Here is a 25286-nt window from a genome sequence, read left to right as displayed (position 1 = left end):
CGATATCCTTATCGGCCATCATGTAGGCAAAGAGTCGTGATTAGCGAAAACATGTTTCGCGGATATAGGCTTAGCGCGGACGGATTCCCTCTACTCGAACTCGCCTCTGGCCGGTAGGGACACCGGCCGCCACCTCCTAACTAACCACGGTCCAGCAGAACGCTGGGCTACACGCTTTTCTTCGCAGCGGTGGCTAGGCTGAGCAAGGTCATGCCGACCATGAGAAAATTGACGCCCACCATGATGCCGATGAACCAGTGCGCCGCTGAGGGCCATTCGGAGAAGGCAATACCGGCAATGATCAGGCCGAAGACGCCATTGATCAGCACAAGACCGCGGCCGGGCTGGCTCGGAGCCTGGATCGAAGCGATGATTTTAAAGACGCCGTCGACTGCGTAGAAAATCCCTAGTAGCGCGGTCAGGGCGATGACACCCAGCACTGGCTTGGCCACGAGAAGCCCCCCTGCGATGACTGCGAACACGCCGTTGAGCAGCGCCCAACCCTGCCCATGCACGCCCTTGTGCGAGAACGCGGCGGCGATCTGGGTGAAGCCGGCCAGGATGATCAGCCAGCCCAGAAACAACTCCAGCCCGAGCGAAAACAGCCCCGGCAACATGACCGCCAGCACGCCGAGCACGATCAGGATAATGCCCGCCATCTGGGCCTTGCCCGCGTTTTTCTTAACTAAATCCGGATTGATGCCGGCAAAGGGATTTACGGGAGTTGCCATAGTATTTGCTAAAGAAATTGAGGTGCCAAACGGATCGCGAACTTCCACGTTCGCCCCGCCCGGCTGTCATTTAAAATTGCATGCTGCTCAGCGCGAGCGTCTGCGTCCACAACTGATCGCCGAGGCCGTTGTAAACCGTGACGGTCAGTTGGCGGTCATTCTCAGCACCGTGAAACTTCATCAGCGCGAACTGGCGCTGGAAGGTCGAGGTGCTGGGCACGCGGTAGAAGTTCAGCTCGCGGGTGGAGTCGGTGGGGCGCGCCGTTAGCGGGCCCAGGCTCAGCTCATAAACGTCGGGCGCATTGGCGCGGACCATTTTAGTGAGCTCGCCAAAGTCCTTACCGCCGCAAACGAAGACCAGCCCGCCGATGCGGTCGCCCTTAATCAGCTCCAGCATGTCGTCGCGCTCGGACTCGGCCAGCTTGTGATTGAGCTCGGACTTCGAGGGGCTAAGCGCGGAGGAGCCGGTAACGATCACCTTGAAATCCGCCGTGCTTTCGCGCAGCGCCTGCCGTAACCAATCCACCTGCGCCTTGCCCAGGATCGCACGGAATTTCTCCAGATCGTGGCTGACATCGCGGTTCGATCGGTCATCGAGCAGGAAGAACTCGGCGTCACCATAGCGAACGGTGGTGCCCAGGCTGTCGAGGCCGTTCACCGTCGGCGGATTGGCCCAAAACAGCTGAAACACATCCTGCGCATCCTCGCGGTTGCGAAAGTTTTTGCCCGCGTGCGGCGCGCCAAACTCGCCTTGGCCGACGGCGGCAACTTGCGGCACGGAAGCCAGCAGTGGCTGCAGCTCGGGCTGTGCGCGGTTCTTCGAGTAGCGCGCCAGCATGCCCGGGCGCGAACCCCAGTCGGGCTCGCGCAGGTGGACGCTGTTACCGGCCCAGATCATCAGGTCCGGCTGCTTGGCCTGGATCGCGAGAAAGATTTCGTAGCCGCCGCCCGGTGTGCGGTTGAGCGGATCGTAGGCGGCCTCGTTCACGTAGTTGCCCGAACCAAGGGCTACGGTGAAGTCCGGTGGCGGCGCGCGGTCGGTGTAAAACGGCGACGTCTTGAACTTCGTCTCGGCATCAACCGACGCCTTGCGCCCGTCAATAAGCACCTCGTACTCGTAAACGGTTCCGGGCGTCAGCGGGCCGGCCATCGACTCGACCACGAAGGCGTTGTCCTCCGTGGCATCTTGCGGGGTGGTCGTTTGGCGTTCGCCGGTCTGTCCCTGCGGCCAGTAGGCGAAGGACACTTTGGCGGGACCATCCAGCTGCACCCACAGCGGCATGGCCCGCATCTCCGGCGCGCCGACCATCGGCCCGGACGCAATTTGCACGGCATGCGCGGCCAGGCCTAAAGCCAACGCGAGGAAAAGTGTGAAAAAGCAACGGGGTTTAATCGCCATAATGGAAAGTCGAAAATGGGAAGTTTGAAGGTATGAATGTTTGGAGGTTCGAATGTTCTGGCAACGATCAATTCGCCCAAACGCAAGCTTCCGCCCGAGAATCTACAACAATCCACTCAGACCGAGATCATCCGCCAAACGTTCCAACGTACAACATTCTAACCTTTCGAACGTTCCAACCTTCGAACTTTTCAAACCTTCCAACGCCAGCCTCCGGCTGGCTTACCGCTCCTTGTGGCGGCGTTCTTCTTCGCGGCAGTCGTTCATGACGCGGAGCCAGAGGTCGCGCAGGTCAAAGAGCACCTGGAGCACTTCACCCTGGAAGGCCTGGAGCAGGCGCACGTTTTCGCAACGGACTTCCTGCAGGACGGCCATGGTGTGGTTGACCGCGGCGAGGCCGTTTTTCAGGTGGCACACGGCCAAATTGAAGTCGCCCATGTCGAGCGCATTGATGCCCATAACGGCATTGAACTCGCCCGCGTGCAGGCTGGAGGCAAAACGCGCTCCCATGACAGCGTCAACGGTGCCCTTGGACTGCGTCAGGAAATGCTCCCAGCAGTGAAAGAGGTGTTGGTAAAGGCCGTGGCTGACTATGTAGACCGGGTGCTTGTGCACGGAGTAAGGGTCGAAATCACTGGCGTCGATTGCGTCCTTTTCCTCTTGCTCGAAGTCTTCGTCGGAATCGTCAAAATCAGCACCGCTCCAGTCTTCGACTTCCCAGCGCATCAGCTGGGCAATTTCGTCGAGGTGGCCGGGCTTGTGCTTGAGGCGGTGATAATGCCCCAAAAACTCCGCGATTTCCTTCTCGTTTTGCTTGAGGTAGCGCTGCCAATCAAATTCGTTCCAACTCAGTTCTTCGCTGTTTTCCCAATCTCCGTCGGATGAATTATCGAAATCGTGAGCACTCATGATGGGTTGGCCCTCTCGGGTTAGGTGTTAATTTGAAGAAGTAAGCCGGAAAATCAACATTCAAATGCAGTTTGCCGCCGAATGTAACTGAGCAATTGGCATACCGGGTCGCCCCGCTGGTTCATTTTTATAGACCCGAATTTCCGGCTGCCGTTCCGAAAATGCTTGGACTTGCCATCATCAGGCCACGCCCCCATTAACGTAGCTCATGAAAGCCTTGGATGACCTGAAGCGCTCGCTGGCCTGGCGCCTTTTCCCCTGGACCAATCTCCAACTGGAGCTCGGGCCGGGCTGCACCGTGGTCCTGCGCAATCGCGGCGACTTCCTCATCCTGCGCGAAATTTTCATCGAGGGAGAATACGACCCCTTTATCGCCAAAATCGGCCCTGTGGCCAACTGGCTCGACCTCGGTTGCAACTGCGGGATGTTTAGCCTGCTGATGGAGTCCACCGCCCGCAAAAACGGCTGGGCTGCCCCACGCCAGGCCGTGCTGATCGATGCCAACGCCGAGGCGCTCTCCGCCGCGCGCGACGCGATTGCCATCAGCAAGCCCGAGACCAAGCTGGAGCTGGTTGAAGCCGCTGTCGGCCCCCGCGGCGTGGCGACAATCGACTTCTACGAGGGCAAAACTTCGCATAAATCCCGCCTGACCTCCCTCGGCTCACGCGGGAAGAAGGTCACCCGCCCCGTGGCCGACCTGGACAAGCTCGCCGCCAAGCTCGGTGAGCAGATTGACTTGGTGAAAATCGACATCGAAGGGGCCGAGGCCATCCTGCTGGAACACTGGGGCGATTGGCTCGCCGCCAAGGCCAAGCACCTCCTGATCGAGTGGCACGAGCCCGAACAGCCCGGCCTGGAGCTAAAAGCCAAACTCGAAAAACTGGGCTTTGCCTTCGTCGACGCCTCCAGCGAAAAGGGCCAAGGCGAAATCGCCCTCAGCGCCCACATCGGCACCGCGTTATTCTCGCGCGCTTAGTTGTCTATCGGTTCCGGCGAACTGGCGTCAGTTTCCGCCACCTCTTCCGGGGCTTCGCGGGGCAGGACGCGGGTCAGCAGGCGCAGTGAATGCGGGCGCCCAATCGTTCTCAGCCGGATGACGACGTGCACACCGTCGCCCGTTTCCGAGTCGGGCACGAGAAACTGCTCCAGGTCCAGCAAGGAGTTGCCCTGAAAGACGATCGCATTTTCGCCCCACTCCACAATCGAGCGGGAGCGGTCGGTCTCGATCGTCACCGGCTCAGTGGCGCTGAGATGCCAGTAAAAGCTCGTCCGGTCGCGTTGACCGAAGTCAAAACGCACGGTGTCGATGATGCGAAGCTCGCCGCCGGCTTCCCAGAATAAATCACGATGCCAGAGGCTCAACTCCGGGTAGATCGCCGAGCCATCCACGCGAAGATTGCCACCGAGCGCGTTCAAGTCACGGGCAATGATCGGTGCCCGCCCTGGTTTAGGCAAGTTGTCACCGATGAGCATCGTGCTGTATTTCGGAATGAACTGCGGGGTAAGCTCGCCGTCGGGATTTGGCTTGGCCTCGACCGCAACGACTTCCGACGCTTGGGCTGCCTGAATCAACACCGGGTCGCCGTGCGCAATCCACTCAACCTGTCCAGCGCGCTCGAATGTGCTGAGATCGTCATCAAGGGCACCATACACCACCAACCCATCCGCGCCTGGAGCCCAGTTGGAACGCCAGAAGAGCACTGCCGCACGCGGATAAACGGCAAACGGCGGCGGAGGCGTAAAATCCTCAGGGATCTCGACCGCGGCCAGCGCTGGTGGGATTAAGGCTGAGTTCACCGGCTCCTCGGGAATAGTCTCCAGCCACCACTTGATATCGGCCGACGGGTAAAGCAGGCTCTGGTCAATCAGCGAGTTGTTGATCAGCGCCAGAAGCGTTTCATAGGACCCATCCTCTCTGCTTGGTTGCAAATGATGCATGTACCACAGCGGCAGAAAGGCAAAGTACGTCTGGTCCTTAAGTCGGTTGTCACCAATCAGAGATGACCGATAGGCAGCACGGATCAACGCGGCGTTAATGGTATCCCACTCAAGGACGGGACCGGGTCGCTCGGCGAAGCGGCCGGAGGCGTTGATAATCTCCGTCAGCCAGGTTATCGCCTGCTCGTAATCCTCGTCACCCGGCTTTTGCCCGAGTAAAATGGCGTCCTCCAGCAGGGCCAGGCACGCTTGGGCAACCACGAGATTGTCCGTCCAGTTCGGCTCTTCGACATGCTTCGCGATGAAATGCCGGTTATCCGCCAGGGACTCCTCGCGCGTTTTCCCCTCGGGCAGCTTGGTTAATGACTCTGGCCCCAGCAGCAACTGCCGCCGCAAATACTCATCCAGCGGCTGCGGCTGATAGGCGATTCGGTCTTCCATGGACGCCTCGACCGTTGCCTCCCGGTCGATATACTGCGCGCGAATCGACTCAGCCCGGTCATCGGCGCGTGGCCGCAACGCGCTGTTGGGTCCGGGACGGGAACAACCAACCAAGCCCATCCCAAGGATCGAGGTTAAGCAAAGCAGCCGGGTAAGTTTCACAGTGCTCATGAAAACAAAATTTCCGGCAATGGCAATGCGGGAGGCGTCAGCGGGCAGGCTTAATTATAAAGGTCACGCTAATCAAGGCAGCACCGCCCAAGGCCAGACCAATCCAGGGAGCCAGCCCAAACCCGCCGGGTATAAAGCCCAATAATGCGGCCGCCAGCGCCGACATCAGCGCAAAGGGCAGCTGTGTGCGCACGTGGTCGTGCGGCGCGACATCGCAGGTGATCGAGCTGACCAGCGTCGTGTCACTAATCGGCGAGCAGTGGTCGCCAAAAACCGCCCCACTGAACACCGCCCCCACGGCCGCCGCGTAGAACGGAGCCAAGTCGGCGTTAACGGCATCCGGGTGGTTGGCAATCAGCGGGATCGCCAGCGGCATCAGGATGCCCATGGTCCCCCAGGAAGTGCCGGTGGAAAACGAGATCAACGCGCCAAAGAGGAAAATAATCACCGGCAGCAGCGACAGCGGTGCCCAGGCCCCGACCAGCTCTCCGAGCAAATCCCCCGTATTGAGCGCAGACAGGGTCGAGCTCAGCATCCACGCGCCCACCAGGATCGTCACCGGCGCGAGCAGGTGCTTCACCCCGGCACCAAACGCACGGCCCGCCTCGGGGTAGCTGCGCCCGCTCATCGGGAACAGCCCGAGAGCGATCAGTGAGGCAATCGTCCCGCCAAAGACCAACACGAAAGCCCCGGCAGTACTGCCAAAGGCAGCGGTCAGCTTGTCGGCGGTTATCGGAAAATACGCGGCCCCCTCTCCCAGTGCACTGGGCAGCCCAAAGCCATAGAGGCCGATGAGCAGCGTGAGCAGAAGGCTGCCGAGACTGATTGCGCAGAAGACCAGCCCGCCAGCCTTGGCGGTCGATTCCGGCGCGGATGTCTTGCCATGGCCGATGTTTTCCCGGGCTGACCGCTCGTAGGCACCCATGGGCCCGGGGTTGAAATTGCGGAAGATCACCAGCGCCACCATCAGCAGCGTAAACCAGCAGTAGTAGTTATACGGCAGCGAACGCAAGAACCACGCGTAGGGGTTCGTCTCCTCGCCGATCTGCGCGAAGCCCTCGCGGATCATCGAGAGCTGGTAGGCAATCCAGGTCGAAAGAAACGCCACACAGGCCACGGCCGAGCTGGTCGAATCAGCGATGTAGGCCAGCTTAACCCGCGACACGCCGTGCCGCTCGCCCATCGGGCTGACGAGCCGCCCCACGAGCACACTATTAGCGAGGCCGTCAAAAAAGCACACCAGCCCCAGCCCCGCTGCGCCCGCTTGCAGCCGCTTCGGGCTTTCGCCGCCACGCAGCAGGAATCGCCGCAAAAAATACTCCAGCCCGCCACTGCGCTCCAGCACCGCCGCGAACCCGCCCAACAACAGGGTAAAGGCGACCGCGCTCATCTTCCACTCGCTGGTAAAATGCGGGGCAAAGTGATCGCCCATCAGCGAGAGAAACGCCGTCCGTGGCCGCCCGTCAGACAAAATGACCGCCCCGCCAACGGCCCCGGCCACCAGCCCGAGCAGCGCATTCCGCGTCAGGTAAACCACCCCCAGCGCCACGATGCTGGGCCAAAGCGCGGGCAGCAAGCGCCCCGACTCGCCGCCAATCAACCAACCCAGCGGCCAACTAACGGCCCACAGCACAACCGCCGCCCACCAACGAGCACGGGATACCGGTTGAGCCTGCGATGCCTCTGCCATGCCCAACAGACTTAGCGATAATTGCCAGAAGGCAAGCTTCGCGGGCAGTTGCTACCCCACCACCTGCAAGTCGGCGCGGGCAGCCTTTTCCAGGCGGCCGATGGCTTCCGTGGCGAGGTTTTCCGATTCGCCCTCGGCCAGGAGGCGCAGCTTGGGCTCGGTGCCCGAGTAGCGCACCAAAATGCGTCCACGGCCCGTTAACTCCTGCTCCAGCTCCTGCATCGTCGCGCTCAGCGTTGGACAATCGGCAAGCGGAATCTTCTCGGCGACCTTCACATTGCGGGTTACCTGCGGAAACAGCTCGATTGCATTCACGTGCTCGGAGAGTGGCTTGCGGGTGTCGAGCATCAGCGCGAGCAATTGAATCGCGGCCAGCAGGCCGTCTCCAGCCACCGAATAGTCGCGGAAAATCAGGTGCCCGGAGGACTCACCGCCAAAGTTATAATCGGCCTCCATCATGCGATGCAGCACATTGCGGTCGCCCACGTCGACTCGCTCGACCTTGCCGCCGGCGTTCATGATCGCGCGGTCCAGGCCCATGTTACTGTGGATTGTGGCCACGAGGGTCTTTTTGCGCAAACGGCCGGTGGTCAGCCCATAAAGGCCCAGTAGACCCAGCAGGCAATCACCATGCACGATGCGGCCCAGCTCATCGCAAACGACCAGCCGATCGCCGTCGCCATCGTGCGCAATGCCCAGCTTGGCCCCGTGCTCCAGCACGGCCGCCGCCAGCTTATCCGGGTGCTCGCTGCCGACGCCGTCGTTAATATTTTTACCATCAGGCTCACCGCCCAATTGGATGACCTCCGCGCCGAAATGGCGAAACACCTTGGGCGTGGTAAACGCCGTGGCACCATTGGCGGTGTCGAGGACGACTTTCCAGCCCTTGAGGCAGCCCTGGTGCATCATCGCCCGCATGACGTTGACGTAGAACGCGGCACCATCATTGGCGTGGCCGCAGTCAGCGCATTGCTTGGCGGGGTTGATCTCCACGTTGTCGATAAAGTTCTCGATCTCGGCCTCGGCACCCTGGGAAAATTTCAGGCCACGGTTGTCGAAGAATTTCAGGCCGTTGTCGCTCGCCGGATTGTGCGAGGCGGTAATCGCGACGCCGAAGTCCGCATGCAGATCGCGCAGGCTCATGGCCACGGCGGGTGTCGGCACAACGCCGAGGTGGATCACGTGAATCTGATTCTGGCAGAAGCCTTCGGTGATCAGCGCCTCCAGATGCTCACCGGAGGCGCGGGTGTCTCGGCCAACAACCACCGTGATCGGCTTGGCCTGGTTATGTTTGCGCAAAAAGGCCGACACGCCATAGCCCACGCGACGCACAAACGCGTCGTTGAGCAGTTCACCGCCAACGCGGTCGCGAATCCCATCTGTGCCGAAATATTTTAGCTTCATCCCGCGTAAAATTCTTTAAGTTGCGTCAACCAGCGGCGTAGCGCGCCACCGGTCATGATCTCCCGCGCCGCGCCAATGCCCTCCTTGAGCGAGCTGCAGCGACCTGCCACCCACAGCGCCGCGCCGGCATTGAGGCTCACGGTGTCTTCGAGGCCTTGGGGTGCCTTGCCCGCCATGAGGCGGTCGAGGATCAGCAGGTTGTCATTCAAATCGCCTCCCTTGAGGTCGCTCGCGCCGGCCGTTTCGAGCCCGAGCCCGGCCAGATCGAGCGGCGCATCGGCGGTCCAGCGAATGTCTTCGCCCGACGGCCCCAACTGGCCAACGCCCGCACCGAGGTTGATGCCTGCCGTGGAAAACTCATCCATGCCCGAGTCTTCGCCGATCTCGCAATGTGCGACCAAGCCGTTTTTCAGGCCCACGCTTTCCAGCGCATAAGCCACGGGGCCCACCCAGCGCGCCGGGTAGACGCCGAGCAGTTGATAGGCCGGCTTGGCGGGGTTGATCAGCGGTCCCAGCAGGTTGAAAATCGTGCGACGCCCCTGCTCGGCCAAAGCCTTGCGCACGGGCATGATCTCCTTAAACGCCGGATGAAAGGCCGGAGCAAAAAAGAACGCAAAGTTCAGCTCTTCCACCGAATGGCGGATCGTCGGCAGCGATGCCTCCAAGTCCACACCCAAGACCGAAAGCAAGTCCGCGCTGCCGCACTTGGAGGTGATGGAGCGGTTACCATGCTTGAGCACCGGCACTCCCGCAGCGGCGACAATAAAGGCCGAAGTCGTCGAAATATTAAAGCTGCCAGACTTGTCTCCACCCGTGCCCACGATATCGATTGCGCGGCTGGCGATCTCCCCCAGGCCGGGGTCGCGGGCCATCTCACGAAAGGCGGCGGCGAAGGCGGCCAGCTCAGTGGGGGTTTCCCCGCGCTCGTTCATGGTGGTGAGCAGAGTGGCCTTTTCTTCCGCGGAAACCTCAGCGGAGACCAGGTGTTGCGCGGCGTTATGAGCCGCCTCTGAGGACAAGCCGCCATCGGCGGCAGCCAGTTGGATCAGGTCGGCAAGAGTGGCGTCAGACATAGCAAGAACGTAGAGGGTTTTATCTCCCCTGAGAAAGTAGTCTCAAGCTAAAAATACCTCAGGCCCCTACAGGGGAGCCCCCAGACCCCCTACAGTCAGGCGGGAAACGACGCGTCGATGGTTTGCTTCAAAGGGCCTGTGGTTAACCCTTTAGGCTTTTCCCGATGCCAGAAACCCTTATAAACACTAGATCATGGCAGCTAACTCTACTGGCGGCAGACTCAAGCTACTCCTTTGCCTGCTACCGATCCCGCTATTCTGGATTGTATTTACCGAAGCATCGTTCGCAAAAGACTTCTCCCAGCAATTGCTAAACCTCGCCATGGACTGGCGTTTCCGCGTGCGCGGGCCCATTGAGTCACCCGAGGTCAAGGTGGTCTATGTGGATATGGACGCGCCCAGCATCGCCAAGCTCGGCGAACGCCCCTGGCCCCGCCACCGCTATGCCCAAGTCGCCAACGCCCTCGTGGAATATGGCGACGCCAGCGTAGTTGGCTTTGACTTTATTTTCTCCGAGTTCACCAGCTCGGAAATGGTGCCCATCGCCAATGTACGACAGAGCGATCAGGAATTCAGAAATATTCTCGAAAACCATGACAACATCGTGATGGCCGCCAACTACACGGAGGTGCCCATGCCACCGACGTTTGAGCAACGAGAGAAGGCGGAAAAGGGTGAGCTGGTGGAGCTGGGCAATCGCAACATGCCCCTGGTTTACATGAGCGAAAAATATGGGGCCCAATACCTCTACACCCCACGCAATACCTTCCCGGAGATGCCGACCTACCCGCTGATTGATTTCGATACGCAGACAGACGGCATTGGACTAATCGCAGAAGATTCCAGCCTGTCAGCCGACAGCGTTCCCCGGTGGATTCCGCTCTATGCAAAGGCGGAAGGGCCATACTACACCCTCAATTTAGCCGAGGGTTATGAAAATCACATGGGGCTGAAATTCGGAGAGACGATCTTTAAAAACTCACCCGAAGAAACCTCAGACAATAAAAAATTCCTTCAACTGACCGACGAAGACGTGCCACCGGGAGAGTCCGTGCAAGTCTTCCGAATGGATGGCAAGACCGAGCTTTTCCCACTCAATACCGAGCAGACGTTTTACCACTTCAGCATTGAGCTGGCCCGAAAGCATTTGGGCATCAGCCAGGACGACATCGTCATCAACGAGGATGAGATGATTTTCATGAAGGACGGCGAGCCGTTCCGAAGCATTCCAATGAGCCATAGCCAGCTGACCGAAGTGAATTGGTTCTCGCCATGGCTGGATCATGAGAACAACCCGCGAGCCAGCTTTGGGATGGTGATGGATGCCAACTACATGATGCTTCACGGCACCGAAGAGCAAAAAAAAGAGGCACAAGAATTCTTTAAGATGTTTAAAGATGCGGTGGTGCTCATCGGTCCCGTCGACCGTACGCTACAGGACTTGGCACCAACTCCGTTCGACACCGTGCCGGTCCCCAAAGTCGGCCTGCATGGCAACGCAGTGAAAACCATTTTCTCTGGTAAATTCATCCAGCGACTCAACTGGTGGCAGCACGCAGTCATCATTCTGGTAATCACTTACATCGTCGCCGCGCTAGGCACCTACAACGGCAAGCATAACGTGTGGATGAAGTTTGCGGGCGGGGCCGTCTTGCTCGGTTATATCTTCATCGCATTTGCCGCGTTTAGCTCCATCCACCTGGTCATTCCGCTGGTGGCACCTGTCGCTTCGGCGATCACGACGACACTCGCCGGCGCGGTGTATCAGCTCATCGTGGAGGAGAAGCAGCGCGGCCGCATTAAGGGGATGTTTGGTGCCTATTTGTCGCCCGACCTCGTGAACAACATGGTGGAGTCCGGCGAGGAGCCCAAGCTCGGGGGTGAAGAGGTGGAGATCACCGCGTTTTTCTCGGACATTCAGAGCTTTTCCACTTTCTCCGAGCTGCTTTCGGCGGACCGTCTGGTGACGCTCATGAACGAGTACCTCACCGCAATGACCGACATCCTGCAAGAGGAGCAGGGCACGCTCGATAAATACATTGGCGATGCCATGGTGGCGATGTTCAACGCACCCCTGCCGGTGCAGAACCACGCCCTGCGCGGCTGCATGGCGGCCGCCCGCATGCAGAAGAAACAGCTCGAGCTACGCGCCAAATGGCGGGAAGAAGGTGACGACTGGCCCGACATTGTAGCCAAGATGCAGACCCGCATCGGCCTCAACACCGGCCCCGCCGTCGTTGGTAACATGGGCTCGGAGTCACGCTTTAACTACACCATGATGGGCGACACCGTAAACCTCGCCGCCCGCAGTGAATCCGGTGCGAAGTCCTACGGCGTTTACATCATGGTCACCGGCGAAACCCGCGCCGCTTGCGAAGCCGCCAGCGACGCCTGCGTCTTCCGCTACCTCGACAAGATTCGGGTCAAAGGCCGCAGCCAACCCGCCGAAATGTATGAGCTCGTTTGCCTGCGTGAAGACCTCGACAGCGAGACCGAGCGCTGCCTGGAAATTTATCAAAAGGGCATCGAACGCTACCTCAAGCAGGACTTCAACGGTGCCATCGAATACTTTGAGCAATCCGTGGAACTCGAGCCCAACCGACCGGAGAAAAACGCCGAGGCCCCCACCACTCCCAGCGACGTCCTCCTGGCCCGCTGCCTCTACTATATGGAAGAGCCCCCGGGCGAAAACTGGGACGGCGTCTTCGTGATGAAGACGAAGTAGTGGGTGGAGATTAAAGTGAGCAAATTAAAAATTAAAGAGATCGGATTCTAAACAGCTAGCAGCCGCTACTCTTTAATTTTTAATTTGCTCACTTTAATCTTCCAAACCCTCTCCGAGGGCCTGCTTAATCGCCTCAATATCTTCAGCTCCGGCAGACAATCGGATCAGCTCCGGGTTTAAGCCGCAGGCGCGCAGCTCCGCGCGGCCTTGCTCGGTGCTGGCCTGATCGTAGTGCGCGAGATACATGAAGGGGCACATCATCGTGAATGATGTGCCAAAACTCGGGCCTTTGACCACGCGGGCGCGGTCGTAAAATTGGGTGAGCGGCACGTTGAGCTCGATCGTCAACACCGCGCCACAGGAGTCGGCACTGCGCGCAATGGCGTCGAAGTTTTTCGCGGACTTGCCCACGCGCGGATGCCAAACCCTGCTCACCGCCGGATGCGCTTCAAACCATTCGGCGAGCGCTTTGGCGTTGGCGTTTTGGCGGTCCACCACCTCAGGCATCTTATCGATCTGCGCGGCAAGCTTGGCGAGGTCACGCGCATAGGGCGGCTCGCATTGCCCGGGCATGGCCTCCGCCAGTTCGCGGGCAAAGGGGCTGCCGGGATTCACCGCGGCGGCACCGATCATGACATCGCCCTCGTGCGAAGCGTACTTCGTCAGGCTCGTCACCAGCAGATCCGTATGCGGGAGCACATCCACGCTCGCAATGCTGGCAATGGTCGGATCAAAAATACGCACCACGCCGTGCTCGCGGCAGAGCTCATCGAGCAGCGCAACGTCCGGAGTCTGGATCAGCGGATTGGTTGGCAGCTCGGTAACGATGGCCGCCAGCTCGTGGCCATGCTCCGCGAAAAATGCGCGCAGCCATGCCTCGTCAAAGACGTCGTAGTGAACAGTCAGCTTCGAGTCCGCATCGAGGAAACTTTCCAGAATGCGCTGCGTGTCCAGGTAAAGCCAGCCGAGCTGCAAATAGTGATGACGCCCCTTGGGAGCCTGCACCTGCTGAGCCGCACGGAGGGCACCGTAGAAGGCGTTCATCCCGCAGTTGGCCAAATAAATATTCTCCGTAGGCAGGTAGCGCTTGAGCACGCTTAACACTTGCGCCTTACTTTCTCGCGCAGAGTTACTTTGCGGTGCAAAGTTCGCGTCAGCGCCTAGCTTACCGTGTGACTTCAAGTAATCCTCGGCATGGCGCGAGGAAATGCTCAAGCCCGTGTGCTGTAAGAACGCCTTGCCCTTACGGCGAAGCTCCTCGGTGTCGTCCAAAACGACGCAAAAGAAATCGAACTCTTCGCGCAACTCGGCTTCAGCGCCCAGCCACTGAATGCAGTCGCGCGCGGCCTTTTCCGAAGGCAGCAGGTAGAGTAACTTGCCCGACAGGCCCAAGCGCTCAGCAGCGAGATTCATGGCTTGCACCACATAGTCGTGCAGCACGAACCGCGGGTAGGCGTATTTGACCTGGCGGATCGTCTCCGGTCGCTTCTCTTCGTAGCCGATCACGTCGTCCATCGTGGGCAGGCTGCAGCACACCGCATGCACGGTGTCTGGAATCGTGGCCCCGAGAGGGTAATGCTGGAGGGTTTCAGACAAGCCGCCTAAACAAGCGTAATTGCGCGCTGGATCAATCCAATTCTCGCACCGGCCAGCTGCTCATCTTGAAGTAGGGGCTTTGCGGTGCCGGCGTGAAACCGTAGTTTTCCGGGTCCAGCAGCTTGGCCTCGCCCAGATAGGAGTCGAGATCCAGGCTGGCCACCTCCTGCCACTGGATAAAAGTCAATGGCTCGCCCAGGGCGCGGAACGGCTCCTTGGACGGCGATTCGTAAAGATTCTTTTCTGCCAGCAGGCCGTGATCGCGCGCCTCGACATCGATGAGGAGCTCTCCCTTGCGCGCGACGATGATATTGCGCGAAGCCTGCAACTCGCTGCGCTGATCACAATCCGCCAGCGTAATTTGAGCCCCGCCGTTGCCGTAGAAAACATTGGCCATCAGGTAAAGCCCGCCGCCCTTCAGCACGACCCCGCCATCGCGATTATACGCAAACTGGCACTCAGTGAGCGAGGCGATGTCCTGATTATTCTCAAAGATCGCACCCGTGCCATTGTTGACCGCCACCACTTTGCTCAGCGCGGATTGGTGGGTAGTGTCCGCCATCCAGAGCCCGGCACCGTGATTTTCCGAAGCCTTCAGCGACCACACCTTGACCTGACCGCAGCCCGAGATTTTCAGCCCCGCCAAATCGTCCGTACGCCGCGACCAGTTATTTAACTTCACCTCCGTGCCCGACATCGCCAGCGCGCCAAGGCGCTCCAGCACGATGCCATTGCCACCGCAGCGATCCACGATCAACCGGCGAATGCGCACCTTGTCCAAATCTGCCAGGCGAAGGCCATCGCCGTGCGCGTATTCGATGGCCACGTTGTTAATGATCAAGCCGTCGCCGCCGTGGACATCGATCGCCGCGTCGAAACCACGCTCGAAGGCCAGGCTTTCCAAATACAGGCCATCGACATTTTCCGCGCGGATGCCCACGCCCATTCCGCTGATCTCCACCGTACCGTTTTTCACGACTCCTCCCTTCGGCGGCAGCAGATAAATCTTCGGCTCCTTGCCACGCACAAAGCACACCTGCCCTTGCATGACCTGTCGCGGCGAGGCGACTTCCACCAAGCGCGCCCCCTCCACAAAGACGGCCGGGTTCTCCTTGGTCGGTATCCAGGGCAGCTCGAAAATATCGAACTCGCCAATGTCCCAACCGTTGACGATCTGCGCGCCATTGATGACGACATTACCCGGATCGGTCCCCTCAAATTTAATCGCGGCATTGCTCTCATCTACTTTGCCACGCAAAGTAACCGACTCACGATAGACGCCCGGGTGCACCCGCACCAGGACCGACTTCCCCGCCCGCGCATAGCCCATCGCATTGGTCGCGGCCGCCTGGATCGTGCGAAACGGCGTGGTCGGATCACCATCGCTGGCCTGCGGATCACGGTTGTTCACATCCACCGTGACGTTCCACACGTATTCGACTTCTTCGGCCAAAAGGCTAAACAGCGGCATGCCGCAGCACGCCAGAATAAAAAAGAATCTCAGGAGCTTCATACGGGAGAAATTAATTAAGCGACGGATCGTCCGGCGCGTCGGCGAGGAATCCCAGTTCCGGGCGCAAGCGATGCAAGTAAGTCTTCCAAAGCTCTTCGCCGGACTCCTCCGCCGTCAGCGTTTCGGTGACGGGGCTGACGAGCCAGGCGTTTTGCTCCAGCTCGTGCTCCACCTGGCCCTGCGACCAGCCGGAGTAGCCGAGGAAGGCGCGGATCTCAGCATCTTCGTCGGCGAGCTTCATCTCGCGCGCGGCCTCTTCGCTCAGGCCAAAGTGGAGGCGGAACACGCGGGAATCGTCGTCCCAGCACCAGGCGGCGAGGATTACCTGATCGGTCTGCACGGGGCCGCCTTCGTAGATCGGCACATCGGACAAGGGGCCGAAAGTGAAGTCGTCATTTTTCTCCCCGAGCGTGACGCCCAGCGGGCGGTTGATGATGACTCCGAGCGCGCCGTCGTCGTCCGTATGAGCGGAGATCAGCACAACGGTGTGGCGGAAATTCGGATCGAGCAAGGACGGGTGCGAGATTAACAACTGCCCCGACAAGTCGGCGAAATCGGCCTTGGAATCACTCATCTTCACAAGTTTAAGCTACGCGCATCCCTGCCGATTGCCAGTGAAAACGGCGTTTTGCCAGCCGCTCACCAGTTGCCGATGTCGTCGGTGCTCATGACGCCATCCGGGCCAAGCGACCACACGTCGTAGGTGTCGGGGTTGTTCACGCCGGGGAAGACATACTGGTAGCGGTTGCCCCACGGATCGATCAGCGTTTCGTTGATGTAAGGGCCCTGCCAGCGCGGACTGCGGCCGAGGTTGGTCGCCAGTTGCGCCAAGCTGCCTGGGAACTGCCCGACCTGCGTCGCATAGGTCATGATCGAGGCATGGATGGTCTCGTTGACAAATTTTTGTGCCGTGGCCTGACGCTCGGCCTCGACTTCGGGGTCCAGCGGCACGGGGCTCCACTTTTGCTTGGGCGGCGGGGTGTAGTCCGGCAGCGGCGTCTTGGCCTCGTCGGCATGCTCGTAGTGGACGGGGCTCATCGTGACTTCGCCCATCTTGCGGTTTACCTGCCACACGCGGCCGGTGGCGGTATCGATGACCAATTGAAAATTACCGGCTTCGCTCAGTTGAAAGCGGCCAATGTGCGGCTGCGGTGCGGGGGCCTCCGCGGCAGTCTCGGCAGCGGGCGGCGGCCCGTCGATTGAGTCATTCGCCAACAGGGAGACCGCGCCAGCCAGCGCCATCAGGTAAAAAGGGGTTCGCTTCATTGTTTATAATTTTATCACTTCGACGCCAGCTTCGCGCATCAGCTCCAGCGCAATCGGGTCGTTTTTGTAATCGTGCCGATACTTGATGCACGCAATGCCCGCCGACAACAAAATCTTTGCGCAGTTAATACACGGGAAATGGGTGACGTAGGCCGTCGCCCCTTGCACGGAAATGCCCCGGCGCGCGGCATCGGCCACGGCGTTTTGCTCGGCGTGGACGGTGCCCTGCTCGTGGTCGTCCCGAACGCGGGACTGGTGCGGATGGCCCGGCAAAAAGCCATTGTAGCCCGCCGCAATGATACGGTTGGGATGCGCCCCGGCGGACACCATCACCGCGCCCACGTGCAGGCGCTCGCACGACGAACGCGACGAGATCAGCAAGGCCGTCGCCATAAAATACTCATCCCACGACGGGCGATCCCCCCCGGCAGCCACAGCACCCTCGATACGGTCCAGCAAGGTGGCGGCTTCGGCGGTCGGATTGACGGAATCAGGTGCGGATAGGCTCATGGCGTGGTTGTTTGCGGTTGAGGCCAGTTTGAAGCTTTCCACGGCAGTCGCAATGCATTTTCCTGTGAATCCCGTGGCCGATTCCGCCGACCAGATTCATGAACCGCAACCTGCGCCGCCGCCGGGGGTGTTTGCCATCGGCCCCTACACCTCGCCCAAGCGTGCGAAGGACCACGGCCTCGTCATCCTCTCCATGCGCCTGAGCTACGAGCTCGTGCCCGGCGACGAAGGCGGCTACTACCTCTGGATCGACGAGGCACACAAGGACGACATTTACGACCAGCTCGGCAAGTATCAGCGCGAAAACAAAAACTGGCCGCCACGCCCGCTGACCGCCCTGCCGTCGGACAAGCCCGCCTCGCCCCTGAGCCTTGTGGGCTACTCTTTGGTGATCATCGCACTCTTCGCGGCACAGTCGCGCTGGCCGCGCTTCACGGAACTGGGCGTGAGCGTGAATACCCGGATTTTTGGCGACGGCCAATGGCAACTGCCGATGACTGCGCTCACCCTGCATGGCGGCATCGACCACCTGATCGCCAACCTCGTCTCCGGCGTGTGCTTCGGGTTTTTGATCAACCGCATCTTTGGCGCGGGCCTCGGGTGGACCCTGTTCGTGCTCAGCGGCTACATTGGCAACGTGCTCAACGCCTGGTTCTACTGGCCGGAATACCACGGCTCGCTCGGAGCCTCCACGGCGATCTTCGGCGCACTGGGCATGCTGGTGGGCCACGCGATGGCGGGTAAATTCTCCCCCGCCGAGCGCGCAAGCCTCAAGCACCGTGCCATCCCACTCGGCGCCGGGATAGTCATTCTTTTGCTGACGGGGTTCAGCGGCGGCAACACCGATGTGCTCGCGCACGTGTGGGGCTTTGCCGCCGGCGTGCCGTTGGGTGCAGTAGGCTTCTGGCTGCAACGCCGCTGGCCGGATCTGGGCAAATCCAAACCCATGCTCGCGCTACCGCTCGCACTGATCGCAATCGGCTGGGGCGTGACGGTGGCGATGAATGGCTAGAGCATTTTTCATCTAACATGGCCGTAGCATAGGCGTCGCGCCTGTACCCTGAACGACGATTTAATAAATGATTGAGTAGGCCACAGGCGGGACGCCTATGCTACGATTTGCAATGCGGCCAGATCCCCACCGCCAACATTCCTGCTTGCAAAACACGCGGTGCTGGCTCTTCTTTTCACGCCATGCAAATTGAGCCCGAAGTCCGTTCCCAGATCGAAGAAATCACCCGCCGCGCGGGGCATCTTTGGAGGTATCTTTGACGTCGCGGGTAAGCAAAAACGCATTGGCGAGCTCGAAGAAAAAATGAGCGAGCCGAGCTTCTGGGACGACCAGAAGGCCGCGCAAAAAGTCATTGGCGAGAGCAACCAGTGCAAGGCCGCCATTGAGGACATTACCAAGTTCAAACCGCTGGTGGACGACCTCAATGCGATGGTCGAGCTAGTGGAGGAAGCCGACGAGGAAGAGGGCGCGGAATACATGGCCGAAATTGAGAAGTCGACCAAGGCGCTTTACAGCCAAATCGACGACCTCGAAATCGGCTCATTCCTGACTGGCCCGATGGACGGCAACAGCGCCATTCTTTCCGTGCAAGCCGGTGCCGGCGGCACCGAAAGCTGCGACTGGGCCGACATGCTCTACCGCATGTATTCGCGCTGGGCCGAAAACCGCGGCTGGAAAGTCGAAGTTCTCGACCTGCAACAGGGTGAAGAAGCCGGCATTTCCAGCGTCAGCTTGCGCTTTGAAGGCGTCAACGCTTACGGCTACACCAAGGCCGAGCGCGGCGTTCACCGCCTGGTGCGCATCTCGCCGTTTGACTCCAACAGCCGCCGCCACACTTCGTTCTGCGCGGTGGACGTGGTTGCGGAAGTCGATGACGACATCGATCTGGACATCCCGCCGGACGAGCTGCGCATCGACACCCAACGCGCCAGCGGTGCCGGTGGCCAACACGTCAACAAGACGGAGTCCGCGATCCGCATTACCCACTTGCCGACGAACATTGTCGTGTATTGCCAGAGCCAGCGCTCTCAGCACAAAAACAAGGACCAGGCCATGCGTCAGCTCAAGTCGAAGCTCTACGAACTCAAGCTCGACGAAAAGCGGCAGGAGATGGAAAAGTTCTACGGCGAAAAAGGCCAGATCGGCTGGGGCAACCAGATCCGCAGTTACGTTTTCCAGCCCTACCAAATGGTCAAGGACCTGCGCACCGGCGTCGAAACCGGTAACGTGCAAGCAGTCATGGACGGCGACCTCGACCCATTCGTCAACGGCTGGCTCCGCGCCGGCTGCCCCCGCCACCGCAACAAGGAAGTGCAGTTGGAGGATTAAGGGATTAACGGATGTCCGCGTTTGGCGTGCCAGATGCGGACTACTTCAATCTTCATTTCCTCATCCTTGATTCGATAGATGAGTCGATAGTTCTTGAATACGATCTCGCGAATCGTGTCCCACCCAAATTCAGGAACGATACGCCCAATTCTCGGGAATTCTCCGATCCTTTTAATCGTGGAGATGATCGATAAACCAATGCGCTCGGCCGCAGCTGGATCACGTTGAGCAATATACTCAATGATCAGACTGAGATCTTGCCGAGCCGATGGCGCAACGATTACTTTGAAAGCCATTCCCGAAGATCGTTTTCTACATCTTCAATCGGAACTCCTTGCCCAGCATCCAGCTCCTGCATGCCTCGTTCAATGGCAGCCATGAAGTCAATGCGTTCCTTGACAACCTCCCAGCTAACGTCCTCCGGCAGGTGAGAGATCGTTTCCATGGCCATTTCTTTAACACTCATAGGAAAAATGTAACGCAGCAATTCGCGATTGTCGACTCAAACTACATCTCCCCGGCCAGGCCGATCATCCAGCTCATGCCGAACTGGTCGGTGACCATGCCGAAGCAGGGGGACCAGAAAGTCTTGCCCATCGGCATTTCTACTTTGCCGCCTTCGGCGAGGGCGTTGAAGTAGCGATGTGCGGTGGCTTTGTCTTCGACGGTGATGGACAGGCTGAAGCCTTTGAAATCGACGCCTTCCTCGCAGCCGTCGGAGGCCATGATCACGCAGTCGCCGACCTTGAAGCTGCAGTGCATAATCTTGTCATCGAAGTCCGCCGGGACTTGCTCAGCGGGCACGGGTTCCGGGCTTTCGTTGAAGCGCATGACGTAGTCGATCTTGGCGTCGATCGCGGCTTCGTAAAACTTGAGGGCCTCGTCACAGCGGCCGTTAAAAAAGACGTAAGGTTGAACAATAGAGGGCATGGTAGATTTGGTTAAAGTTTCGTGCAGTTAATCAACTGTTTCTGAAAAATCAATGCCCGGCTTTTTCCCAGAGCAGGTCCGGGTAAACGACACCCACCAGCTCGCCCTCGGCGTGGACGGGGAACGCGGCGGCGCTGGAGAAAATTTCCGCTGTATGGTCGTCCACCAGCCAATGCGCCTGCAGCGCGTGCTTGGACATCGGGGTATTGTCGGGCAGCTTCGGCGGATCGACCATGACATCGCTCACCGTCTTGCCCACGTATTGCTCGATGACGGCGACATACTTCAGCTCCTCGTCGCCCCCGATCCAGATAAACACCAGCAGCACCGCCAGCAGGTAATGCTGCGACACCAGCAGCGCCCACGCGATGAGCACCGCGGCGATCACCTTGGCCGCAGTCGCGGCGATCTTGGAGGCTTGCAGGTAGTTAAACTTCTTGGCCAGCGCGGCGCGGAGCAGGCGCCCGCCGTCCATCGGAAAGATCGGCAGTAAGTTAAAGAGGCCCATCGCGATGTTCCACCCGAGCAGCCCCCAGGCAAAGCTCACCCAACTGAGCGACCACGGGTTGTACGGCGAACGCACGTAGTCGTCGGTAAAGTATTTGCGCAGCAAGTTAACGCTTCCTTCGGCCACGTAGCCCACATCTCTGTAAGTGATGCACAGCACCACGAAGAGGATTGCCGCGATGGCGAAGTTTACCAACGGGCCGTTGATGGTGATGATCATTTCTTTGCGCGGGTCGCGCGGGATGCTGCCCATCTGCGCCATGCCGCCAATGGCCATGAACACAATGCGCGGCACCTTGATGCCGTAGCGCTGCGCCGTCAGGCAGTGGCCCAGCTCGTGCAGCGCCACCGATACAAAGACCAGCACGATCATGATACCCAGCGTCAGCGAACCCCGCCAGCCAATCGCCTGATGGCCGACGTATATATAAAAACCCAGCAGGAGGAAAAACGTGAAATGAATTTCCAGCTGAATGCCGAACAAACGGCCAATTTTCCACGATGTGTTAGACACTTGCGCTTCGACAATTCAGCTCTACGTTAGTTGCATACAAACTGCGCGCAAGGGAAAGCGCGCCGTTTGGGGAGAACTGCAAACTATGTCCGAAGAACAGTCCATATTGGTTATCGATGACGACGAGGGCCTTCGCTACTCGCTCGAACGCGTGCTCTCGGCGCGCGGCTACCGCATCATCCAGGCTTCATCCGGAGAGGAAGGCCTGAAAGTCGCTGAAAAAGAGAAGCCGTCGGTCATCCTGCTCGACAACCGTATGGGCGGCATAACGGGCATCGAAACGCTGCAACACCTGCGCACTTCCAGCCCGGACTCGATGGTCATCCTGATGACCGCCTTTGGCACGACGCAGACGGCGATCGAGGCCATGAAGTTCGGCGCGTTTGATTACATCATCAAGCCGTTCGACATCGCCAAGATCCTTGGCCTGATCGAAAAGGCGTTCGCCGCCTACGCCGACCTCCACGAGTCCAAGGACGAATACGAGCCCACGCTCAACAGCGAGGACTACCGCGAAGGCATCGTCGGCACGTCCGAGGCAATGCAGGAAGTATTTAAAATCATCGGCCAGGTCGCTGCAAGCGATGTGACGGTGATGATCACCGGCGAAAGCGGCACGGGCAAAGAGCTCGTCGCGCGCTGCATTTATCAGCACAGCTTGCGTAACGGCCGGCCGTTCATCGCGGTCAACTGCGCGGCGATTCCGGAAAACCTGATCGAGTCCGAGCTGTTCGGCCACGAGAAGGGCTCCTTCACCGGTGCCACCACCCAGCGCCGGGGTAAGTTCGAGCTGTGCGACGGCGGCACCATTTTCCTCGACGAAATCGGCGACATGTCGCTGACCACGCAGACCAAGATTCTCCGCGCCACCCAAGAGGGTGAGATCCAGCGCGTCGGCGGCAACGAAACGATCAAAGTGGACGTCCGCCTGATCGCCGCGACGAACAAGGACCTCGAAAAGCTCGTCGAAGAAGGCGAGTTCCGCGAAGACCTTTATTACCGCTTGAACGTCGTCCGCCTGCGCCTGCCCTCCCTCCGCGAGCGCAAGGAAGACATCCCCTCGCTGGTGGACTTCGTCCTGCAAAAGCTGGGCCGCAACCGCAAGACGCGCGCCAAGCGATTCTCCAGTGACGCCATGGCGATCATGACGGCCTACGACTGGCCGGGCAACGTTCGCGAGCTGGAAAACCTCGTTTACCGCAGCGCCGTTGTCGCCGGTGGTGAGGCGATCCTGCGCAAGGACCTGCCCGACGAGCTCCTGGGCAAATTCGGAGATGCCGCGACCGCTTCCAACCAGGCGTCGACCAAGGCAGAAGGCAAAACGCCCGCGCCCATGCCGGTTGCCGCAGCGCCTGCGCCGACAACCGCGGAGCCCATCGCCGCGCCGGTCTCTGCCGCCCCCGCCGGCACCATTGGCGAAGCCTGCGACACACTTTATAAAATCCTTCGCGACCAGTTCGATGAAAGCATCCTCAGCGAAATCGAACGCGAAATGATCATCCGTGCGCTCAAGGAATTCGACGGTAACCAGGTCAAGACGGCGAAGCTGCTCGGCATCACCCGCGCCACCCTCCGCAAACGCATCGAATCCCTCGACCTCAAAGTCTAACCAGCCTCCGGCTGGACCGATAGATTTGCGCATTGCGCAAATGGCCAATCCAACTGTCTGAGGTAGGGCGCAGTCCCGCTGAGCGGGACAAGCCGCCACGGTGGAGTGGCGTAGGTCGGTCTCTTCAGAGGCCGACATGTAGACCTTGCCAATTAGGCGGATGGCTAAAGCCAACCGCCAACGAACCACTCCGGCGATACGGCTTGCCCCACTCAGCGGAACTGCGCCTGGCCCTTCAAAAAATCCCGCAGCGCGCACTGGCGTTTCCATTATTTTCTGGCATGCTGTTAATCTGTGCCGAGAAACGCCGTCATTTGCCTGATCCTCGCCGCGCTTGCGCTGTTCGTCGCCGCTTGCTCCGAACATCCGCAGAGCGGAACCGGCACGGCGCAACTTCCCGACAGTTCGCGCTACCAAGGGGAATTTAAAAACGGGCTTTTTCACGGCCAAGGCAAGCTCACCTGGCGACATGGAGGTTTTTACGAAGGCCAGTTTCACCACGGGCTCATTGAGGGCAAGGGCCTGTTCATCCACGCCGATGGCACGCGGGAGGAAGGACAGTTTAAAAACGGCTTACTCGATGGCCAGGGCAAACGCCGCCGCCCCTCCGGAGAAATGTATGAAGGCACCTTTCGCGCCGGTAAATTTCATGGCCGCGGCGTCTTCCGCTCCGATCGCGAGTATTATGATGGCGACTGGGTGGACGGCAAAAAGTCCGGCCATGGCAGCTACATTCGCGACGGCATGGGCGAATACAAAGGCCAATTCTACGACGACGAAATCGCCGGCAAAGGCGTACTCATTTACGAAGACGGCACACGTATCGAAGGACAGTTCGACCGCGGCGTCACTCAGGGTGAGGCGGTCATTACGGGGCCCAACGGCGGGCGTCTGGAAGCGCGTTTCGTGCAGGGGCGCGCTTTGGGCCCGGGCAAGCAAACCACCGAAGACGGCGCGAGCTACATTGGCGAATTTCTCAACGGTAAATGGCACGGCCAAGGCGAGCTAACCGACGCCGAGGGCAACATCTACCGTGGCGAATTCCGCGATAACCAACGCCATGGCTACGGCAAAATTCTCTACGCAGATGGACGCGAATTTCACGGCAACTTCGTTGACAACCTCCCTCACGGCAAGGGCTCCATCGAATACCCGACCACCGCGCGCTACAACGGCGACTTCGAGCGCGGGCTACCGCACGGCGAGGGCGTTTACGAATTTCCCGATGGCGACCGTTATGTGGGCTCGTTTGCCAATGGCGTTTTCGAGGGCGAAGGCACGCTGATCTTCAACCCAGCGTCCGGCAAAACGCCCATATCCGGCCTGTGGCACAACGGCAACTTCATCGGCCAGCCAATGGCCCCACCCACCAATCCCACCCCGGGCGAACCCGTGCGGATCCTGGTGAAGTAACGGTGTATGTGGTTGGCATTAGCCATCCGCATGTCAGCCCCGCCATAAATATCGGGCTCTGTAGAGACCGACCTACGCCAAATCAAATGGTTGCTTAATCAGTGCCAAACGCCGACTGGAGCGCTGGGCGGAATCGTAGATTTCCCGTGTTTCGTTAGCTGACTAATTGATGATTTAACGCCTCGCGGTAACCACCCGCGTAAGCTTCAAAGACTTTCTTAATTTCGTCGCGAATGCGGCGGAAGGCATCCATCTCACTCTCGCCTTCGCGAGCGGCCTTGGGCGGATCTTCAAATCCCCAGTGGTATCGGTTGACCTTGCCAGGGAAGAGCGGGCAGCTTTCGTCGGCGTTGTCGCACACGGTGATCACGGTGCTGATGCCGGCCTCCATATATTGGTCGAGGTGCTTCGAGGTGTGCGCGGAGATGTCGATACCGATCTCCTTCAGCGCCTCGATTGCGTTGGGGTGCACGTAGCCAGCGGGCTTGGAGCCAGCGCTGTAAATCTCGAACAGGTCGCCCGCCGCGTTGCGCAGGATGCCCTCAGCCATATGGCTGCGGCACGAGTTACCAGTGCAAAGAATGAGAACTTTGGGCTTCGTCATGA

At 59.6% G+C, this 25286-nt stretch carries 23 protein-coding genes; 6 read left to right on the top strand and 17 right to left on the bottom strand.

What is annotated here, in order from left to right; genetic code table 11:
* Window positions 1–167 precede the first annotated feature (167 nt).
* The 3 genes from O3S85_RS08955 to O3S85_RS08945 form a co-directional block, all read right to left on the bottom strand.
* A complete protein-coding gene (locus O3S85_RS08955; protein WP_269539772.1) occupies window positions 168–731 on the bottom strand; it encodes an HdeD family acid-resistance protein in 564 nt (187 codons plus the stop codon).
* 70 nt (window positions 732–801) lie between these two features.
* The gene (locus O3S85_RS08950; protein ID WP_269539770.1) at window positions 802–2130 is read right to left on the bottom strand and encodes an alkaline phosphatase D family protein; all 1329 of its coding nucleotides are present in this window, start codon (window positions 2128–2130) and stop codon (window positions 802–804) included.
* 222 nt (window positions 2131–2352) lie between these two features.
* The gene (locus tag O3S85_RS08945; RefSeq protein ID WP_269539767.1) at window positions 2353–3039 is read right to left on the bottom strand and encodes a hypothetical protein; all 687 of its coding nucleotides are present in this window, start codon (window positions 3037–3039) and stop codon (window positions 2353–2355) included.
* A gap of 208 nt (window positions 3040–3247) precedes the next feature.
* Here O3S85_RS08945 and O3S85_RS08940 point away from each other — a divergent pair, with 208 nt between their 5' ends.
* Window positions 3248–4015, top strand: a complete 768-nt coding sequence (locus O3S85_RS08940) for an FkbM family methyltransferase (RefSeq protein WP_269539764.1) — start codon at window positions 3248–3250, stop codon at window positions 4013–4015.
* Here the strand turns inward: O3S85_RS08940 and O3S85_RS08935 are convergent.
* The 4 genes from O3S85_RS08935 to trpD are packed head-to-tail and all read right to left on the bottom strand — an operon-like array spanning window position 4012 to window position 9756.
* Entirely contained in the window at window positions 4012–5589 is a 1578-nt protein-coding gene (locus O3S85_RS08935; protein ID WP_269539761.1) for a hypothetical protein, read from the bottom strand. The two genes, O3S85_RS08940 and O3S85_RS08935, sit on opposite strands and share 4 nt — an antisense overlap.
* A 37-nt stretch (window positions 5590–5626) precedes the next feature.
* A complete protein-coding gene (locus O3S85_RS08930) occupies window positions 5627–7279 on the bottom strand; it encodes a Na+/H+ antiporter NhaC family protein (RefSeq protein WP_269539759.1) in 1653 nt (550 codons plus the stop codon).
* A 51-nt stretch (window positions 7280–7330) separates the two neighbouring features.
* Window positions 7331–8683 (bottom strand): phosphoglucosamine mutase, encoded by a 1353-nt coding sequence (gene glmM, locus O3S85_RS08925; protein ID WP_269539756.1) that lies wholly within the window; start codon window positions 8681–8683, stop codon window positions 7331–7333.
* Entirely contained in the window at window positions 8680–9756 is a 1077-nt protein-coding gene (gene trpD / locus O3S85_RS08920; protein ID WP_269539753.1) for an anthranilate phosphoribosyltransferase, read from the bottom strand. Before trpD ends, glmM begins: the two co-directional genes overlap by 4 nt.
* 193 nt (window positions 9757–9949) lie before the next feature.
* On the opposite strand from trpD, the gene O3S85_RS08915 reads away from it, so the two are divergent.
* Window positions 9950–12481 carry a CHASE2 domain-containing protein gene (locus O3S85_RS08915; protein ID WP_269539751.1) on the top strand — a complete coding sequence of 844 codons (2532 nt, stop codon included), beginning with the start codon at window positions 9950–9952 and terminating at the stop codon, window positions 12479–12481.
* Between the two features lie 93 nt (window positions 12482–12574).
* Here the strand turns inward: O3S85_RS08915 and O3S85_RS08910 are convergent, their stop codons facing one another.
* From O3S85_RS08910 to O3S85_RS08890, 5 genes are all read right to left on the bottom strand, one after another.
* Entirely contained in the window at window positions 12575–14077 is a 1503-nt protein-coding gene (locus O3S85_RS08910) for a PLP-dependent transferase (protein WP_269539749.1), read from the bottom strand.
* Window positions 14078–14108: 31 nt separating this feature from the next.
* Entirely contained in the window at window positions 14109–15590 is a 1482-nt protein-coding gene (locus O3S85_RS08905) for a right-handed parallel beta-helix repeat-containing protein (RefSeq protein ID WP_269539747.1), read from the bottom strand.
* A 10-nt stretch (window positions 15591–15600) separates the two neighbouring features.
* Window positions 15601–16164: a YqgE/AlgH family protein gene (locus O3S85_RS08900; RefSeq protein WP_269539745.1), complete on the bottom strand. Its 564-nt coding sequence runs from the start codon at window positions 16162–16164 to the stop codon at window positions 15601–15603.
* 65 nt (window positions 16165–16229) lie between these two features.
* On the bottom strand, window positions 16230–16856 hold the full coding sequence (locus O3S85_RS08895) for a type II secretion system protein GspG (RefSeq protein ID WP_269539742.1): 627 nt from the start codon (window positions 16854–16856) through the stop codon (window positions 16230–16232).
* A gap of 3 nt (window positions 16857–16859) precedes the next feature.
* Window positions 16860–17366 (bottom strand): deoxycytidylate deaminase, encoded by a 507-nt coding sequence (locus O3S85_RS08890; RefSeq protein ID WP_269539739.1) that lies wholly within the window; start codon window positions 17364–17366, stop codon window positions 16860–16862.
* A 73-nt stretch (window positions 17367–17439) separates the two neighbouring features.
* Here O3S85_RS08890 and O3S85_RS08885 point away from each other — a divergent pair, with 73 nt between their 5' ends.
* Both O3S85_RS08885 and prfB read left to right on the top strand, forming a co-directional pair.
* Window positions 17440–18378: a rhomboid family intramembrane serine protease gene (locus tag O3S85_RS08885; RefSeq protein WP_269539737.1), complete on the top strand. Its 939-nt coding sequence runs from the start codon at window positions 17440–17442 to the stop codon at window positions 18376–18378.
* Between the two features lie 182 nt (window positions 18379–18560).
* Window positions 18561–19707, top strand: a protein-coding gene (gene prfB / locus O3S85_RS08880; protein ID WP_269539734.1) for a peptide chain release factor 2 whose coding sequence is annotated in 2 segments (ribosomal slippage) — window positions 18561–18635 and window positions 18637–19707 — 1146 coding nt in all. Because the reading frame shifts where the segments join, the coding sequence is not laid out codon by codon here.
* On the opposite strand, the gene O3S85_RS08875 is transcribed toward prfB, so the two are convergent.
* The 4 genes from O3S85_RS08875 to O3S85_RS08860 are packed head-to-tail and all read right to left on the bottom strand — an operon-like array spanning window position 19704 to window position 21658.
* The gene (locus O3S85_RS08875; RefSeq protein ID WP_269539732.1) at window positions 19704–20003 is read right to left on the bottom strand and encodes a type II toxin-antitoxin system RelE/ParE family toxin; all 300 of its coding nucleotides are present in this window, start codon (window positions 20001–20003) and stop codon (window positions 19704–19706) included. The genes prfB and O3S85_RS08875 overlap by 4 nt on opposite strands.
* A complete protein-coding gene (locus O3S85_RS08870) occupies window positions 19988–20173 on the bottom strand; it encodes a hypothetical protein (protein WP_269539729.1) in 186 nt (61 codons plus the stop codon). Before O3S85_RS08870 ends, O3S85_RS08875 begins: the two co-directional genes overlap by 16 nt.
* 41 nt (window positions 20174–20214) lie before the next feature.
* Complete coding sequence (locus O3S85_RS08865) at window positions 20215–20637, bottom strand: VOC family protein (RefSeq protein ID WP_269539726.1); 423 nt, start codon at window positions 20635–20637, stop codon at window positions 20215–20217.
* Between the two features lie 49 nt (window positions 20638–20686).
* A complete protein-coding gene (locus O3S85_RS08860) occupies window positions 20687–21658 on the bottom strand; it encodes a site-2 protease family protein (protein ID WP_269539724.1) in 972 nt (323 codons plus the stop codon).
* Between the two features lie 85 nt (window positions 21659–21743).
* Between O3S85_RS08860 and O3S85_RS08855 the strand changes: the two genes are divergently transcribed.
* Together O3S85_RS08855 and O3S85_RS08850 are read left to right on the top strand one after the other, a co-directional pair.
* Window positions 21744–23267, top strand: a complete 1524-nt coding sequence (locus O3S85_RS08855; RefSeq protein ID WP_269539722.1) for a sigma-54-dependent transcriptional regulator — start codon at window positions 21744–21746, stop codon at window positions 23265–23267.
* A gap of 294 nt (window positions 23268–23561) precedes the next feature.
* Complete coding sequence (locus O3S85_RS08850) at window positions 23562–24680, top strand: hypothetical protein (protein ID WP_269539719.1); 1119 nt, start codon at window positions 23562–23564, stop codon at window positions 24678–24680.
* A 154-nt stretch (window positions 24681–24834) separates the two neighbouring features.
* Here the strand turns inward: O3S85_RS08850 and O3S85_RS08845 are convergent, their stop codons facing one another.
* Window positions 24835–25284: an arsenate reductase ArsC gene (locus O3S85_RS08845; RefSeq protein ID WP_269539717.1), complete on the bottom strand. Its 450-nt coding sequence runs from the start codon at window positions 25282–25284 to the stop codon at window positions 24835–24837.
* Window positions 25285–25286 lie beyond the last annotated feature (2 nt).

It is taken from the genome of Cerasicoccus sp. TK19100 (assembly GCF_027257155.1).
In the GTDB taxonomy this organism is placed as follows: domain Bacteria; phylum Verrucomicrobiota; class Verrucomicrobiia; order Opitutales; family Cerasicoccaceae; genus Cerasicoccus; species Cerasicoccus fimbriatus.
Note: the sequence above shows the minus strand (reverse complement) of the source record. Positions and strands in the feature narration are given on the sequence as shown.

Excerpts from the sequence above, each read along its gene's own strand:
- O3S85_RS08955 (WP_269539772.1), bottom strand. The coding sequence starts at position 731 with ATGGCAACTCCCGTAAATCCCTTTGCCGGCATCAATCCGGATTTAGTT.
- O3S85_RS08950 (WP_269539770.1), bottom strand. The coding sequence starts at position 2,130 with ATGGCGATTAAACCCCGTTGCTTTTTCACACTTTTCCTCGCGTTGGCT.
- O3S85_RS08945 (WP_269539767.1), bottom strand. The coding sequence starts at position 3,039 with ATGAGTGCTCACGATTTCGATAATTCATCCGACGGAGATTGGGAAAAC.
- O3S85_RS08940 (WP_269539764.1), top strand. The coding sequence starts at position 3,248 with ATGAAAGCCTTGGATGACCTGAAGCGCTCGCTGGCCTGGCGCCTTTTC.
- O3S85_RS08935 (WP_269539761.1), bottom strand. The coding sequence starts at position 5,589 with ATGAGCACTGTGAAACTTACCCGGCTGCTTTGCTTAACCTCGATCCTT.
- O3S85_RS08930 (WP_269539759.1), bottom strand. The coding sequence starts at position 7,279 with ATGGCAGAGGCATCGCAGGCTCAACCGGTATCCCGTGCTCGTTGGTGG.
- glmM (WP_269539756.1), bottom strand. The coding sequence starts at position 8,683 with ATGAAGCTAAAATATTTCGGCACAGATGGGATTCGCGACCGCGTTGGC.
- trpD (WP_269539753.1), bottom strand. The coding sequence starts at position 9,756 with ATGTCTGACGCCACTCTTGCCGACCTGATCCAACTGGCTGCCGCCGAT.
- O3S85_RS08915 (WP_269539751.1), top strand. The coding sequence starts at position 9,950 with ATGGCAGCTAACTCTACTGGCGGCAGACTCAAGCTACTCCTTTGCCTG.
- O3S85_RS08905 (WP_269539747.1), bottom strand. The coding sequence starts at position 15,590 with ATGAAGCTCCTGAGATTCTTTTTTATTCTGGCGTGCTGCGGCATGCCG.
- O3S85_RS08900 (WP_269539745.1), bottom strand. The coding sequence starts at position 16,164 with ATGAGTGATTCCAAGGCCGATTTCGCCGACTTGTCGGGGCAGTTGTTA.
- O3S85_RS08895 (WP_269539742.1), bottom strand. The coding sequence starts at position 16,856 with ATGAAGCGAACCCCTTTTTACCTGATGGCGCTGGCTGGCGCGGTCTCC.
- O3S85_RS08890 (WP_269539739.1), bottom strand. The coding sequence starts at position 17,366 with ATGAGCCTATCCGCACCTGATTCCGTCAATCCGACCGCCGAAGCCGCC.
- O3S85_RS08875 (WP_269539732.1), bottom strand. The coding sequence starts at position 20,003 with ATGGCTTTCAAAGTAATCGTTGCGCCATCGGCTCGGCAAGATCTCAGT.
- O3S85_RS08870 (WP_269539729.1), bottom strand. The coding sequence starts at position 20,173 with ATGAGTGTTAAAGAAATGGCCATGGAAACGATCTCTCACCTGCCGGAG.
- O3S85_RS08865 (WP_269539726.1), bottom strand. The coding sequence starts at position 20,637 with ATGCCCTCTATTGTTCAACCTTACGTCTTTTTTAACGGCCGCTGTGAC.
- O3S85_RS08855 (WP_269539722.1), top strand. The coding sequence starts at position 21,744 with ATGTCCGAAGAACAGTCCATATTGGTTATCGATGACGACGAGGGCCTT.
- O3S85_RS08845 (WP_269539717.1), bottom strand. The coding sequence starts at position 25,284 with ATGACGAAGCCCAAAGTTCTCATTCTTTGCACTGGTAACTCGTGCCGC.